15 protein-coding genes and 2 pseudogenes are annotated in these 14,333 nt (G+C 71.2%); 7 read left to right on the forward strand and 10 right to left on the reverse strand.

From position 1 onward, the window contains the following. Positions 1-4: 4 nt before the first annotated feature. Positions 5-364: an NADH-quinone oxidoreductase subunit A gene (locus tag AB0N17_RS26820; RefSeq protein WP_003992243.1), complete on the reverse strand. Its 360-nt coding sequence runs from the start codon at positions 362-364 to the stop codon at positions 5-7. 744 nt (positions 365-1,108) lie between these two features. Between AB0N17_RS26820 and AB0N17_RS26825 the strand changes: the two genes are divergently transcribed. Beyond that, positions 1,109-1,927 carry a C40 family peptidase gene (locus AB0N17_RS26825; protein WP_366014060.1) on the forward strand — a complete coding sequence of 273 codons (819 nt, stop codon included), beginning with the start codon at positions 1,109-1,111 and terminating at the stop codon, positions 1,925-1,927. A 148-nt stretch (positions 1,928-2,075) separates the two neighbouring features. Beyond that, positions 2,076-2,744 carry a peptide deformylase gene (gene def / locus AB0N17_RS26830; RefSeq protein ID WP_366014061.1) on the forward strand — a complete coding sequence of 223 codons (669 nt, stop codon included), beginning with the start codon at positions 2,076-2,078 and terminating at the stop codon, positions 2,742-2,744. Here def and AB0N17_RS26835 read toward each other — a convergent pair. Continuing rightward, complete coding sequence (locus AB0N17_RS26835; protein ID WP_366014062.1) at positions 2,710-4,002, reverse strand: geranylgeranyl reductase family protein; 1,293 nt, start codon at positions 4,000-4,002, stop codon at positions 2,710-2,712. The two genes, def and AB0N17_RS26835, sit on opposite strands and share 35 nt — an antisense overlap. 97 nt (positions 4,003-4,099) lie before the next feature. On the opposite strand from AB0N17_RS26835, the gene AB0N17_RS26840 reads away from it, so the two are divergent. Next, positions 4,100-4,618 carry a GNAT family N-acetyltransferase gene (locus AB0N17_RS26840; protein ID WP_366014063.1) on the forward strand — a complete coding sequence of 173 codons (519 nt, stop codon included), beginning with the start codon at positions 4,100-4,102 and terminating at the stop codon, positions 4,616-4,618. 109 nt (positions 4,619-4,727) lie between these two features. Further along, positions 4,728-5,036 carry a PASTA domain-containing protein gene (locus AB0N17_RS26845; protein WP_366014064.1) on the forward strand — a complete coding sequence of 103 codons (309 nt, stop codon included), beginning with the start codon at positions 4,728-4,730 and terminating at the stop codon, positions 5,034-5,036. A gap of 18 nt (positions 5,037-5,054) precedes the next feature. Here the strand turns inward: AB0N17_RS26845 and AB0N17_RS26850 are convergent, their stop codons facing one another. Next, complete coding sequence (locus AB0N17_RS26850) at positions 5,055-5,750, reverse strand: demethylmenaquinone methyltransferase (protein ID WP_366014065.1); 696 nt, start codon at positions 5,748-5,750, stop codon at positions 5,055-5,057. Continuing rightward, a pseudogene (locus AB0N17_RS26855) lies at positions 5,747-6,469 on the reverse strand (acyltransferase); the annotation flags it as partial. The gene AB0N17_RS26850 and the pseudogene AB0N17_RS26855, both read right to left, overlap by 4 nt. Between AB0N17_RS26855 and AB0N17_RS26860 the strand changes: the two are divergent. After that, a pseudogene (locus AB0N17_RS26860) lies at positions 6,465-6,677 on the forward strand (hydrolase); the annotation flags it as partial. The pseudogenes AB0N17_RS26855 and AB0N17_RS26860 overlap by 5 nt on opposite strands. Before the next feature lie 7 nt (positions 6,678-6,684). On the opposite strand, the gene AB0N17_RS26865 reads toward AB0N17_RS26860, so the two are convergent. The 3 genes from AB0N17_RS26865 to AB0N17_RS26875 form a co-directional block, all read right to left on the reverse strand. After that, the gene (locus AB0N17_RS26865; RefSeq protein ID WP_366014066.1) at positions 6,685-7,284 is read right to left on the reverse strand and encodes a hypothetical protein; all 600 of its coding nucleotides are present in this window, start codon (positions 7,282-7,284) and stop codon (positions 6,685-6,687) included. 17 nt (positions 7,285-7,301) lie between these two features. Next, positions 7,302-8,501 (reverse strand): cyclic dehypoxanthinyl futalosine synthase, encoded by a 1,200-nt coding sequence (gene mqnC, locus AB0N17_RS26870; protein ID WP_366014067.1) that lies wholly within the window; start codon positions 8,499-8,501, stop codon positions 7,302-7,304. A gap of 122 nt (positions 8,502-8,623) precedes the next feature. Continuing rightward, positions 8,624-9,373 carry an A24 family peptidase gene (locus AB0N17_RS26875; RefSeq protein ID WP_366014068.1) on the reverse strand — a complete coding sequence of 250 codons (750 nt, stop codon included), beginning with the start codon at positions 9,371-9,373 and terminating at the stop codon, positions 8,624-8,626. An 87-nt stretch (positions 9,374-9,460) separates the two neighbouring features. Between AB0N17_RS26875 and AB0N17_RS26880 the strand changes: the two genes are divergently transcribed. Beyond that, positions 9,461-10,417 (forward strand): hypothetical protein, encoded by a 957-nt coding sequence (locus AB0N17_RS26880; RefSeq protein WP_366014069.1) that lies wholly within the window; start codon positions 9,461-9,463, stop codon positions 10,415-10,417. 109 nt (positions 10,418-10,526) lie between these two features. Here the strand turns inward: AB0N17_RS26880 and AB0N17_RS26885 are convergent, their stop codons facing one another. Then, positions 10,527-12,272, reverse strand: coding sequence for a serine/threonine-protein kinase (locus tag AB0N17_RS26885; protein ID WP_366014070.1), 1,746 nt, complete (start codon positions 12,270-12,272; stop codon positions 10,527-10,529). A gap of 50 nt (positions 12,273-12,322) precedes the next feature. Further along, complete coding sequence (locus tag AB0N17_RS26890; protein ID WP_366014072.1) at positions 12,323-13,171, reverse strand: menaquinone biosynthesis protein; 849 nt, start codon at positions 13,169-13,171, stop codon at positions 12,323-12,325. A gap of 285 nt (positions 13,172-13,456) precedes the next feature. On the opposite strand from AB0N17_RS26890, the gene AB0N17_RS26895 reads away from it, so the two are divergent. Further along, positions 13,457-13,660 carry a cold-shock protein gene (locus AB0N17_RS26895; protein ID WP_003992177.1) on the forward strand — a complete coding sequence of 68 codons (204 nt, stop codon included), beginning with the start codon at positions 13,457-13,459 and terminating at the stop codon, positions 13,658-13,660. 91 nt (positions 13,661-13,751) lie between these two features. Here the strand turns inward: AB0N17_RS26895 and AB0N17_RS26900 are convergent, their stop codons facing one another. Next, the gene (locus tag AB0N17_RS26900; RefSeq protein ID WP_366014073.1) at positions 13,752-14,315 is read right to left on the reverse strand and encodes an XRE family transcriptional regulator; all 564 of its coding nucleotides are present in this window, start codon (positions 14,313-14,315) and stop codon (positions 13,752-13,754) included. Positions 14,316-14,333: the final 18 nt, after the last annotated feature.

Below are 14,333 nucleotides of genomic sequence, written 5' to 3' on the forward strand. Positions count from 1 at the left end.
CCCCTCAGTCCCATTCCAGGCCGCCGCGCCGCCATACGTACGCGTACGCGACGAAGACGGTGAGCACGAAGAGCAGCATCTCCACGAGCCCGAAGATCCCCAGGGCGTCGAAGGTGACGGCCCAGGGGTAGAGGAAGACGATCTCGATGTCGAAGACGATGAAGAGCATCGCCGTCAGGTAGTACTTGATGGGGAAGCGCCCGCCGCCGGCCGGCGTGGGGGTCGGCTCGATGCCGCACTCGTAGGCCTCGAGCTTGGCGCGGTTGTACCGCTTCGGACCGATCAGCGTGGCCATGACCACGGAGAAGATCGCAAAGCCTGCCCCGAGGGCTCCCAGTACGAGGATGGGCGCATACGCGTTCACCGCTCCTCGCTCCTCTCAGTCGGCACTGACTGCTGGCGGTTGCACTGGGCTCACATCCGCCTCACCGGTCCCACGAACCCCGCTGGTCCCGGGCGAAGATCGAGAACATGTGAAGCAGGTCACAAGCCCAACTGCCTCGCATCTTATGCCCGCCGCTCTGTGATCTGCGACACGGGGTATTGCACGAGCTTTGTGATCTCCACCACCTGACGAAGGATCATGAAGTCGGATGATGAGTGATCTTCATACGCGAAGCGTTCAGTTGATCACCAGAAGTGACATTTTTGCTCGTCATCGCAGGCCGGAGGGGGCGTCTCCATATCAAGAGACTTCCGACGCATGCAAATTGGAGTTGGACGGCGGGGGCTGATAGAGGGCCGCGTTCACACATCAGAGGTAGGTGCCGGGCCGGATGTGGACGCGGGCCGGGATGCGTGCACGCGTTCACGAGCCTCTTGTGCGCGGACGCGGCGCTTCCGGTGACCGTTCCGTGACCTCCGCCACATCCATGAGAGGTCCATGAGAACCGGGCTTGGCCAACGACCCCAACCGATGGTAGGCGGGGGGCAATTCGGACGTAATGATCAAAGACCGTGATCAAGGGCTTGATCACAGGCGTCCGCAATGTCCGTTACGGCGTCAATAAAGAGCGACACGCCCGGGTTTCTGGGGCACCGGTGAACAACTGTGGCGCAGCACACGTTTCTTGAAGATATGAAGGAGCCCCTGGTACCGGTTATTCCCATGTCCCACACCGCTCACATACGCAGCCACCGGAAGCCCCGCCGCAGCGCGTCCACCCTCGCGATGCGGGCCGGAGTTGCCGGTGGCGTCCTCAGCACCCTGGCAGTCGCCGGGGCGTCCGGCTCGGCCAACGCGGCCGAGCCGGTGACGCAGACCCTCGAACTGCCCACCCTGACGGCCGACCTGGCCGCCCAGGCAGCCCAGTCCGCGGACGCCACGCAGCAGGCCGCCGCGAACTACCAGCTTCAGGCCGAGCGCGACGCGGCCGCCGCAAACGCCGCGAAGCAGGCCAAGGCGGACCTCGCGGACGCCAAGCAGAAGGCGGCCGCCGCCAAGAAGAAGGCCGAGGAGGCCGCCCGCAAGGAGGCCGCCGCGCGCGCCTCCCGCAGCGCGGAGCGGACGACGCTCTCCACCACGGCGAGCACCGGCTCCACCTCGACCTCCACGAGCACGTCCACGGCCACCGGTTCCGCCGCGGCCGTCGTCAGCTTCGTCAAGGCGCAGATCGGCAAGGCGTACGTCTCCGGCGCCACCGGCCCGTCCGCATACGACTGCTCCGGCCTCGTGCAGACGGCCTTCAAGCAGGTCGGCATCAGCCTGCCGCGTGTCTCCCAGGACCAGTCGACGGCCGGCACCCAGGTCTCGCTGAGCAACCTGCAGCCGGGCGACATCCTGTACTGGGGCAGCGCGGGCAGCGCGTACCACGTCGCGGTGTACGTGGGCGACGGTATGTTCGTCGGCGCGCAGAACCCGTCGAGCGGCGTCGGGGAGCACCCGCTGTCGTACGACCCGCCGACCGGCGCCGTGCGGGTGCTCTGAGCACCCCGCACCTCTCACGCGCGTAGGGCCGCAGCCGCTCGGGGGCAGCGGCCCTTGCGTCGTTCCCGCGGCATCTGACAGGTCGTCCTGACATGCTCGGACCGGGCCGCCGTCCGGCGGTCCGTCGCTGAGCGAAGGAGACCGCGCGATGCCACGCGTGTTCGTGCAAGGAAGCCCCGCAGACCACTACCCGCGCCACGCCCCCGAGGCCGGGCGCGGCAGGGTGCGCCGGATCACCGAGGTCGGTGAGGAGGTGCTGCACAAGCCGTGCCGGGACGTCACCGAGTTCGGGCCCGACCTCTCCGCGCTCGTCGACGACCTGTTCCTCACCATGTACGCCGCCGAGGGGGCGGGGCTGGCGGCGAATCAGGTGGGCGTGGATCTGCGCCTGTTCGTGTACGACTGCCCCGATGACGACGGTGTCCGACATGTCGGGCACGTCGTCAATCCGGTGCTGGAGACGCCGTCGCGCGGGCGGCGGCTGCTGGACGAGGGCGAGGGGTGCCTGTCGGTGCCCGGTGCCGTGATGGACGTCCCGCGGCCGGACCGGGCCGTCGTGCGGGGGCAGGACAGGGACGGCAACCCCGTCGTCGTCGAGGGCACGGGGTACTTCGCGCGCTGCCTGGCCCACGAGACCGACCACACCCAGGGGCACATCTACCTGGACCGGCTCTCGAAGCGGGAGAAAAAGGACGCGCTGCGGCAGATGGCGGACCGGCGGGACGAGGTGTACGCCCGCCGGGCCGCCAAGGCCGAGGCCCTGAGCCGGGCCTGGAGCGGGCTCACGCCTTCGGGGCCACCTTGCTCAGACCGTTGATGATGCGGTCCATCGCGTCGCCGCCCGTGGGGTCGGTGAGGTTCGCCAGCAGCTTCAGGGTGAACTTCATCAGCACCGGGTGGGTCAGGCCGCGCTGGGCGGCGATCTGCATGACCTTCGGGTTGCCGATGAGCTTCACGAAGGCGCGGCCGAGGGTGTAGTAGCCGCCGTAGGTGTCCTTGAGGACGCGCGGGTAGCGCTGCAGGGCGATCTCGCGCTGTGCGGGCGTGGCCCGCGCGTGGGCCTGGACGATGACGTCGGCGGCGATCTGGCCGGACTCCATGGCGTAGGCGATGCCCTCGCCGTTGAAGGGGTTCACCAGGCCGCCGGCGTCGCCGACGAGCAGCAGCCCGCGCGTGTAGTGCGGCTGGCGGTTGAAGGCCATGGGCAGGGCGGCGCCGCGGATGGGGCCGGTCATGTTCTCGGGGGTGTAGCCCCAGTCCTCGGGCATGGAGGCGCACCAGGCCTTGAGGATCTCGCGCCAGTCCAGCTCCTTGAAGGAGGCAGAGGTGTTCAGGACGCCGAGGCCGACGTTGGACGTGCCGTCGCCCATGCCGAAGATCCAGCCGTAGCCGGGCAGCAGGCGGTCCTGGGGGCCGCGGCGGTCCCACAGTTCCAGCCAGGACTCCAGGTAGTCGTCCTCGTGGCGGGGCGAGGTGAAGTAGGTGCGCACCGCGACGCCCATCGGGCGGTCCTCGCGGCGGTGCAGGCCCATCGCGAGGGAGAGCCGGGTGGAGTTGCCGTCGGCGGCGACGACGAGCGGCGCGCGGAAGGTGACCTCGCGCTTCTCCTCGCCGAGCTTGGCGGTGACGCCGGTGATGCGGCCGGTGCGGTCGTCGACGACCGGGCCGCTCACGTTGCAGCGCTCGAAGAGGCGGGCGCCGGCCTTCTGGGCGTTGCGGGCGAGCTGCTCGTCGAAGTCGTCGCGCTTGCGGACGAGTCCGTAGTTCGGGTAGGCGGCGAGATCCGGCCAGTCCAGCTGGAGGCGGGAGCCGCCGCCGATGATGCGCAGGCCCTTGTTGCGCAGCCAGCCGGCCTCTTCGGAGATGTCGATGCCCATGGCCACGAGCTGCTTGACCGCGCGCGGGGTGAGGCCGTCGCCGCAGACCTTCTCGCGCGGGAACTCGGTCTTCTCCAGGAGCAGGACGTCGAGACCGGCCTTGGCGAGGTGGTAGGCGGTCGTGGAGCCGGCCGGCCCCGCGCCGACGACGATCACGTCGGCGGTGTTTTCGGAGAGGGGCTCCTTCACGACGGTCACGGCGGGATCTCCCCAAGTTCGAAATCTGCGTGCCGACCGGCACTGGACATGGGCAGTCTATTCAGCAGAATTGATCACCCGGCTGAAGGGCTGCCCTGTGAACCCACCTCTCCCCGCGGTACGGCTGCGCGTTCCCACCCACGAGGACGCCGTCGCCTGGCATCGGGTCTTCGCCGACCCCGAGGTCATGGAGTTCTACGGCGGCAAGCCGGCCGCGCTCTCGGTCTACGAGGAACTCACCGCGCGCCAGCGGCGCCACGACGCCGAACTCGGCTTCTGCCTGTGGACGATGCTGGACGAGTCGGGGGAGGTCATCGGCTTCACCGGCGCCCAGCCCTGGCAGCCCGCCTGGGGCCCGGTGGGCGAGACGGAGATCGGCTGGCGGCTCGGCCGCAGGCACTGGGGCAAGGGGTACGTCACGGCGGCCGCGCGCGAGACCCTGGAGCGGGTGCGGGCGGCGGGGGTGCCGGGTGTGGTGGCGATGGTCCGGCCGGGCAACGAGCGGTCGATCGCGGTGACCCGGCGGCTCGGTATGACACCGGCGGAGACGTACCCCCATCCCACGCTGGACGAGAACGCGCTCTGCTTCCGACTCCCCCTCGGCAACGCTGAGTAGTCGTCTGCTACAGAAAGACACCGGCGCCTTCCGGCCGGGGCACCCCGGAGTTACCCTTCCAGTACCACTGGGGGTGACATCTGTGCGCATACCACCCAAAACACCCGAAGTGCGCGTGCCTCGTCTCGTCGGTCTGATGGCCATGGACGCGCGCGAGACCGCCCGGGCGCGGGGGCTGTTCCTCAACGCGCCGGACCGGCCGGACTTCCACCGCACCGTCGTCGACTACGTCGTCCGCCAGTACCCGCAGCCCGGCGCCGAGGTGCCGCCGGACTCCATGGTGTACGTGTGGTTCGACTTCGGTGAGGGAGAAGGCGGCGGGGGCGTGCGCGAGCCGCGCATCCCGAGGCCGCCCTCGGGCGGGCTCCAGCGGGAACTGGGCGAGCCCGGGGACGCCTTCGAGATGATCGACCGCTGAGACGGCCGCCCGTGCGGGTCAGCTCTCCTTGAAGCCCCGGTGCAGTGCGACGACCCCGCCGGTGAGGTTGCGCCACGCCACCCTCGACCAGCCCGCCTTGCGCAGCCGCTCGGCCAGGCCCGGCTGGTCGGGCCAGGCGCGGATGGACTCGGCGAGGTAGACGTAGGCGTCCGGGTTCGAGGACACCGCGCGCGCGACCGGGGGCAGGGCCCGCATCAGGTACTCGGTGTAGACCGTGCGGAAGGGCGCCCAGGTCGGGTGGGAGAACTCGCAGATCACCACGCGCCCGCCGGGCCGGGTCACCCGGTACATCTCCCGCAGGGCCGCGTCCGTGTCCTGCACGTTGCGCAGCCCGAAGGAGATCGTCACCGCGTCGAAGGTGTCGTCCTTGAACGGCAGCCTCGTCGCGTCGCCCGCCGTGAACGGCAGCCAGGCGTGCCGGCGCTTGCCGACCTGGAGCATCCCGAGGGAGAAGTCGCAGGGGACGACGTACGCGCCGGTCTGCGCGAAGGGCAGCGAGGAGGTGGCCGTACCGGCGGCGAGGTCGAGGACCTTCTGCGCGGGGCGCGCGTCGACCGCTCTCGCCACCTCCTTGCGCCAGCGCCGGTCCTGCCCCATCGACAGCACGTCGTTGGTCAGGTCGTACTTTTCCGCCACGTTGTCGAACATCGAGGCGACTTCGTGCGGCTGCTTGTCCAGGGATGCGCGGGTCACCCGCCCATTGTTGCAGTACGCCCACACGGCAGGAGGCGGGGCTTCTTGCGTGCCGCGACGTCCTCGACCCGGCCGCACAGCAGCGCGAAGACGGCGATCAGGATCCAGCCGGTGCCGAACACGAACCACTGGCTGTCGAGAGGGAGGTACGTCTCGAAGGCGGGCACGTCCCACAGCCGGTCGATCAGCGGGACGGCCAGGATCAGGGCGATCTCGTACCAGAGGTAGATCGTCACCGCGCGCGCGTTGAAGACGGTGACCGTCCGGTCCAGGCGCCGGAAGCGGGTGAGCCGGGCGAAGCCGATCCGGAAGTACGCCTTCGCCCACATCAGCGGCAGGACGAAACCGGCCGACCGGAAGGCCTGGGCGAGGGGGTTCTCGTCGAGGTCGTAGGTGCCGAAGCCGGCCCGGTGGGAGAAGGCGTACCAGGCGCCGTAGCCCAGCGCGGCACACGACAGGACACCGACGAGCGCCGGCTTCGTCCGCTGGAGCAGGCCGTCGCGGTGGGCGAAGCCGAGGATCCAGCAGAAGAGGTACGTCGACAGGTCCCACAGGGCGCTGCCGAGGCGGCCGTCCGGGCCCGGCCAGAGGAAGTTCAGGATGCTCCTCAGGACTTTCCGGGCGGGCCGTTCCAGGGACTTCGCCATCAGGGTGCCGGCCAGGGCGAACATGACGCCCATCGAGGGGAACACCATGCCGCACCAGGCCCAGCCGGTCGACGACGTGGGCGGGGAGACGTTCACGCTCTCCGACGCGGATCAGGTGCGGGCGTTCGCCGAGGAGAAGGAGATCGCCTGGGTGTCGATGTGGGCCGCCTTCCGCGACCGGCGGTGCCCGGACGGGAAGTCCGGGCAGGACGACGCGGCCACCGACTGCAGTGGGGTGAGCCAGAGTTCGGGGGCGTTCGCGCGGGCGTTCGCGGGCTGAGCCGTGATCAGCGGCCGCGGTACACCAGCCGTCCGCCGATCACGGTCGCCACACAGGTCCCGGCGCCGCGCCGGACCAGTTCGGCACGGTCCGCGACGTCGAACACGGCGAATCGGGCGGGGCCGCCCGGCACCAGCCCCGGCAGCAGGATCAGCGGCACCGGGGACAGTGCCGCCGGGCCCGGGAGCCGGTCCGGCCGCTGTCCCACCGCGAGTCCGGCCCGGCGCACCGCGTCGGCCACGGCCCGCGACCGCAGCTCCCCGGCCACCGCCACCGTGCCGTGCGCCAGCATCCGCTGCACCCCGCGCCGCGCGCTCGCGCCGAGCCGCGCGGGGTCGGTGCGGAAGATCTCCCGGGCCCGCTCCCCGCCGATGGGCTCGGTACCGAGAGCGTCGGCCTCGCGCGGGTCGGGATGGTAGGTGGCCTCCAGCAGCTCGGGACCGTACGGGTTCAGCAGTCCGGGGGTCAGGATGCCGGGCCAGCGCCGCACCCGCGCCCCCGGGTGGCCGTCGGCCAGCTCCTGGTACCGGCCGACGGCGGCGACGGACGCCCCGTCGACCAGGACCGCCGCCTCGGGCGACCGCTCGGCGACGTGAAGTGTGAGCACGGGAACCCTGGTTCGCTCTAGTTGGACGCCAGCAGCTTCAGCTCGGGGTGGGCCGTGCCGCCCTCGATGGCCGTGGAGGAGATGTGGGAGACCACGCGGTCGTCGGCGGGGTCGTTCGCCGGGTCGTCGTGGACGACGAGGTGCTCGTACGTCGTGGCGCGCTGCGCGGGGACGCGGCCCGCCCGGCGGATGAGATCGATGATCTCCAGCCGGTTGGAGCGGTGCTTGGCGCCGGCCGAGGAGACCACGTTCTCCTCCAGCATGATCGAGCCGAGGTCGTCCGCGCCGTAGTGCAGGGACAGCTGGCCGACCTCCTTGCCGGTGGTCAGCCAGGAGCCCTGGATGTGCTGGACGTTGTCCAGGAAGAGGCGGGCGATCGCGATCATCCGCAGGTACTCGAAGAGGGTGGCCTGCGTGCGGCCCTTCAGGTGGTTGTTCTCGGGCTGGTAGGTGTACGGGATGAAGGCCCGGAAGCCGCCCGTGCGGTCCTGCACGTCACGGATCATCCGCAGGTGCTCGATGCGCTCGGCGTTCGTCTCGCCGGTGCCCATCAGCATCGTGGACGTCGACTCCACGCCCAGCTCGTGCGCGGTCTCCATGATCTCCAGCCAGCGCTCGCCGCTCTCCTTCAGCGGGGCGATGGCCTTGCGCGGCCGCTCGGGGAGCAGCTCGGCACCGGCACCGGCGAAGGAGTCCAGGCCCGCCTCGTGGATGCGGGTGATGGCCTCCTCGACCGAGACTCCGCTGATCCGGGCCATGTGCTCGACCTCGGAGGCGCCCAGCGAGTGGATCACCAGCTGCGGGAAGGCGTCCTTGATGGCCTTGAAGTGCTTCTCGTAGTACTCGACGCCGTAGTCGGGGTGGTGGCCGCCCTGGAACATGATCTGGGTGCCGCCCAGCTCGACGGTCTCCGCGCAGCGGCGCAGGATGTCGTCGAGGTCGCGGGTCCAGCCCTTGGCCGTGTCCTTGGGGGCCGCGTAGAAGGCGCAGAACTTGCACGCCGTGACACACACGTTCGTGTAGTTGATGTTGCGCTCGATGATGTACGTGGCGATGTGCTCGATGCCGGCGTACTTGCGGCGGCGTACGGCGTCGGCGGCGGCGCCCAGTGCGTGCAGCGGGGCGCCGCGGTAGAGGTCGAGGGCCTCTTCCGGGGTGATCCGTCCGCCGGCCGCGGCACGGTCGAGGACGGACTGAAGCTCGGCCTTCTCGGTCACCGGGGCGTCCCTTTCGTCAAGGAAAATAAAAGGTGCGCGCGGAGCGCTCGGTGCAAGGGTGGTGGCGGGAGACGGGTGGGCGGACTGACTCAGCCTACGCCAGCCGATTTCCGCGGCGGACCTCAGGCCGCGTACGCGCCGATGAGCAGCCCCGCGAAGGCGCCGGCCATGAGGAAGGGGCCGAACGGGATCGCCGTCTTGCGGCCCGCCCGCCGGGCCACGACGAGCGCGCCGCCGTAGAGCGCGCCGAACAGGAACCCGGCGAAGCTGCCGAGCAGGACCGTGGACCAGCCGTACCAGCCGAGTACGGCGCCCATCCCCACGGCCAGCTTCACATCGCCGAAGCCCATGCCGGAGGGGTTGATGAGGTACAGCAGGTAGTAGCCGGCGCCGAGCGCGAGGGCGCCGTACAGCGCGGTGAGCCAGTGGCCGGCGTGCTCGGGCAGCAGGGCGGTCGGGCCGAGCAGGGCGAGGGCGGCGACGGCGAGCGGCAGGGTCAGCGGGTCGGGCAGCCGCCGCACCCGGAAGTCGACCACGGCCAGCAGCACGCCGACGGGGGCGAGCAGCAGCCAGACCGCCAGCTCGGGCCGGGTGCCGGTGGCGGCGGCGAGGGCCGCGCAGGTCAGGGCGGTCGCGGTGGCGAGGAGGAGGACGGAGGGGGTGTACGACGTCCCGGGGGCGTCGGCGTCACCGCGCGGGCACCGGCCGCAGCGCGCCGGGCCGAGCCAGCCCCGGAGGGCATGCCCCCGCGGGCACCGGTCCCGCCACTCCTCCCCCTCCGGGACGGCGAAGCGGAACGCGGCCCTGGGGAGCAGCACGCCCGCCGCCGCGCCCCACAGGGCGGCAACGGCCCACAGCAGCACGTCACTCATGGTGGGGAGAGCCTATCGAGCGCGGGGCCGGGCGGAGGGCCGAACCGGTGTCCGCACGTGCCGACTCCCGCCGTATCGTTACGGCGCATGTGGCCAGGAGAGCAGTCGCCGGGGGGCGGGCAGGACCCGCGGCAGCCCCCGGTCGGGCACCAGCCGAACCCGTACCAACAGCCCGGGTATCACCAGCCGAACCCCTACCAGCAGCCTCAGCCGTGGGCCGCGCCCACGCAGCGGACCGGCGCGCCCGTGCCGCCGCCGGCGGGTGGCCCGAACCGGACGAAGCTCGTCGCCGTCATCGCGGCGGCGGCGGTGGTGCTGGCGGCGGTGGTCACCGGGGTCGTCATGCTCGGCGACAACCGGCACGACGGGCCCGGGCCGAAGCCCACCGGCACCGCGTCCCCCTCTCCGAGTTCGGCCGACTCGCGGGGCTCCGGCACCGAGACGGCCACCATCAAGGGCTGGAAGGTCGTGGCGAACCCGGGCGAGGGCATCGAGTTCGACGTCCCGCCGGGGTGGGAGATCCAGTCCTCCAACTGGGTCACCTGGGTTTCGAAGAACGGGGACCCGGACGACAAGCCGCTCATCGCCATGCGCGCGCCCGCCTTCCTGAAGAAGACGTGGTGCGCCTCGGACGACGACAAGGACGGCACGCCGGAGTACTCTCCGCTGGCCGCGGTGGGCAGCAGGGGCAACGAGAGCGGCCTGAGCACCCGGGAGGTCGCCGGCGCCGATCCGAAGACCTGGGTGTACGGGCAGTACACCCAGCCGGACAAGGCCAAGGTGCGGACGGGCCCCGTCGAGTCGTTCACGTCGGCCTCCGGCCTCGAGGGCAGTCTGGGCAGCGCGTGGTCCGTGGGCGTGAGGAAGTCGGCGAAGTGCGCGTCGGACGGCAAGGCGTGGACGTTCGCCTTCGAGGGCACCGACGGGAAGGTGGCCTCCTGGTCGTTCTTCGGCGCCAAGAACGTGGCCGGGGAGGTGCCGGACGCGACGATACGGAAGATCGCGGGGACGGTACGGAAGTACAAGGTCCCGTCGGATTCCTGAGACCCGGCTCTTGAGACCGGCCTCCTGAGACCGGTCTCCTGAGACCGGACTCCTGAGACCCGACTTCTGAGACCGGCCTCCTGGGACGGACTCGCCGGGGCGGCCGCCCCTACTCGACCTTCGACATGCGCGCGACCGGGTTGCCCTCGTCGGAACTGTCCGACGTGAACGTCAGATCGTCGCCGGCCGGGGTCAACTCCACCTGGTGCGGGGTGGGTACGCAGTGCCCGGGGTTGTCCGCGGCGCCCACGGAGGTCGCGAGGATCCGGGTCTTCGTCACCTTCTTCAGGGTGAGGACGTCGGTGCAGACACCGCCGATCTGGTCGATCTGGCGGAGCCGCCCCAACTCCGCACCGACCGCGGCCTGGTGGACGGTGAGCCGGAAGGTGCCCATGGGCAGGTTGCCGCCGAGGCCGGTGGCTTGGCCCTGCCAGGTGCCGAGATAGCGCGCCGGGATCGCGCCGGGCCCGTCGCCGGTGCCGGTGGCGGAGCCGCCGGTCGCCGAGCCGGGCGCCGGGGAGTCGACCTTGGCGCCGCCTCCGCTGCCCGCGTCGCTCTGCCCGAACCAGGGCCGCAGCAGGACGCCGGCCCCCAGGGACACCGCGGCCAGTGCTCCGGCGACCGCCAGCACCACCGTGCAGCTCACCCGGCGCCCACGGCCGCCCTGGGCCGGTGCGGAGTCCGCCGCCACGCTCACGGAGACCCGGCCGGGCGCCGGCACGTCCCGCGGCGCGGGCACGACGGTCGGCGGCGCGGGCAGGACCGTCGGCGGCGCGGGCAGGTCGTTCGGGGTGCCGAGCGGTCCGGCGGGTGGGCCGGCGGACGGAGTCCGCGCCGGTGTCATCACGGGAGCCGGGCCGAACGCCCCGGCGCCGGGGGACGGGGTCGGCCGGGGCGGGACCGGCGGTCCGTCCACCGCAGGGCTGGTGAAGGGCACGGGGCCCGAGGGGGCCGTCTCTCCCGTGTCCAGGTTGAGCAGGCTCACGGCGCTGCGGCTGACCTGTTCCACCAGGGCGCCCGGCAGCCAGCCGCCGGCGACCAGGCGGGCGGCGCCGCCGGGGGCGAGCCGCCGGCCGGCCTCGGCGGGCGCGGGACGGGCCGCCGGGTCCTTGGCCAGGCAGGCCGCCGCCACCTCCCGCAGCTCACCCTCCAAAAAGCCCAGTTCGGGCTCCTCGTGGACGACCTTGTAGAGCAGGGCGGCCGAGGAGTCGCCGCGGAAGGGCGGTTCACCGGTGGCCGCGTGGACGAGGACGGCACCGAGCGAGAAGACGTCGGCGGCGCCCGTGACGCCCTTGCCGAGGATCTGCTCGGGCGACATGTAGCCCGGGGAGCCGATCGAGACACCGGTGGAGGTCAGGGACGCCGTGCCGTCCATGGCCCGGGCGATGCCGAAGTCGATCAGCAGCGGCCCGTCCAGGGTCAGCAGGACGTTGGACGGCTTCACGTCCCGGTGGACCAGGCCCCGTTCGTGCACGGCCGCCAGCGCCTCGGCGAGGCCCGCGCCCAGTGCCCGTACGGTGTGCGCGGGCAGCGGACCGCCGTCGGTGACGGCCGCCGCGAGGGACGGGCCGGCCGCGTATGCGGTGGCGACCCAGGGCACCCGGGCGTCCGGGTCCGCGTCCAGGACGGGGGCGGTCCAGGCGCCGCCGACCCGGCGGGCGGCCTCCACCTCACGCCGGAAGCGGGCGCGGAACTCCTCGTCCAGCGCGAAGTGCGGATGGACGATCTTCACGGCGACCGTACGGCCGCCCGTGCTGCGGCCGAGATAGACCCGGCCCATGCCACCCGAGCCGAGCCGGCCGAGCAGCCGGTAGGGCCCGACCGTGGCCGGCTCGTCGACTTCCAGCGGCTGCATGGCGCACTCTCCCCCCAACGCCTTCCGTGCAGCAGCGTAGTGAGGTGTGCCTACGGCTGCAGCAGGTCCACCCTCACGTCCGCGGCGAAGCCGGTCGTCGGGCCCACGCGGCGGGCGAACTCGGCGACGGCCGCCAGTTGCGGGGCGCCGAAGCTGAAGTCGAGGGTGGTGAAGTACTGCTCCAGGGTGGCCTCGTCGAAGGCCTCCCAGCGGGAGGCCTGTTCGGCGACCTTGCCGACCTCCTCCAGCGAGAGGTTGCGGGAGGCGAGGAAGGCCTCGTGGACCTGGCGGGTGAGGGACGGCTCGCGCTCGGCGTAGTCCCGGCGGGCGGCCCACACGGCGAAGACGAACGGCAGGCCGGTCCACTCCTTCCACAGGGCGCCGAGGTCGTGCACCTGGAGGCCGAAGCGCGGGCCGTCGAGGAGGTTGGCGCGCAGGGCCGCGTCACCGATGAGGACGGCGGCGTCCGCCTCCTGCATCATCAGGCTGAGGTCGGGGGGGCAGGTGTAGTAGTCGGGCCGTACGCCGTACCGCTCCTCCAGCAGGAGTTGGGCGAGCCGGACCGAGGTGCGTGAGGTGGAGCCGAGGGCGACCCGGGCGCCGTCGAGGTTCTCCAGCGGGACCTGCGAGACGATCACGCAGGACATCACCGGGCCGTCGCAGCCGACGGCGATGTCCGGGAAGGCGACCAGGTCGTCGGAGTTCTTCAGGAACTCGACGAGGGTGACGGGGCCGATGTCGAGGTCGCCGCGCACGATCTGCTCGCTGAGCTTCTCCGGGGTGTCCTTGGTCAGCTCGAAGTCGAGGAGCGTGCCGGTTCTCGCGAGCCCCCAGTAGAGGGGCAGGCAGTTCAGGAACTGGATGTGGCCGACGCGCGGCCGGGTGCGAGAATTGTCCACATCGCGAGACTAGACCCCGTCCTGTACGGTGCTGGGACCGGCCCCGCCGTCAAACGGGTTACAGACTTTCAAACATCCGAGTGAAGTGATCTTGCCCTCTATTGCTTTCGGCTGCCCGCGTGCTAGGCTCGCCGCAAGTTGCAGTTTGGTTTCCCTTGCAGTACAGAGCCTGCGGAGCATGTGACCGCGGGCTCTCGTCGTTTTCAGACGAATGCAGTTGTGCAGCACCGTTTCGCACGTGCAGGTTCTGGAGCAGGGCAACCCTTTTGAGCCCAAGGAGGGCTTATGGCTACCGGAACCGTGAAGTGGTTCAACGCCGAAAAGGGCTTTGGCTTCATCGCCCAGGAGGGCGGCGGCCCCGACGTCTTCGTTCACTACTCCGCGATCAACGCCTCCGGCTTCCGCTCCCTCGAGGAGAACCAGCAGGTGAGCTTCGACGTGACGCAGGGTCCGAAGGGCCCGCAGGCGGAGAACGTCACCCCCGTCTGATCTCTGCCTGATCGCAGAACCTGAGTGCAGTACCCAAGGAGCCCCGCGCCTTCCGGCAACGGGGCTCCTGCCTTTTTCGTTCATTTCCGGTTCACATGTGCTGCATGATGAGCACGAATTTCGTTCCGGCGGCGAGCGCCTCGTAGGCGTGCGGCACGTCCCCCCGGTACGACATGTAGTCCCCGGGTCCCAGCTCCACCTCTCCCCCCCGTGGCCCCGCCTTCACCGCGCCTTCCGCGACCACGATGTGTTCCACCGTCCCGGGAATGTGCGGTTCGGAATCCCGGACGGTCCCGGGCTCCAGCCAGACCTGGTAGACGTCCCGCCGCACGTTCGGCGGGCTCGCCGAGAGCAGCGCGGCCACATAGCTGGACCGGTCCGAGTGGACCGTGGGGCCCTCGCCGGCCCGGATGACCTGGACGGCCGGCGCGGGCGACTCGACCAGCGCACTGAAGGGCACGCCGAGCGCCACCGCGAGCGCCCAGATCGTCTCCATGCTCGGATTGCCGCTCGCCGCCTCCAGTTGGGACAGCGTCGACTTCGCGATCCCGGCGCGCTTGGCCAGCTCGGACAGGGACAGCCCGGCGCGGGCGCGTTCGCGCTTGAGGGACGCGGCGATCCACTCCATGGGGAGCCGGGCGGGGACGTCGGCCATGTCGTTCGCTCCATCGGT

This window comes from Streptomyces sp. NPDC051133 (assembly GCF_040682635.1).
Lineage (GTDB): Bacteria > Actinomycetota > Actinomycetes > Streptomycetales > Streptomycetaceae > Streptomyces.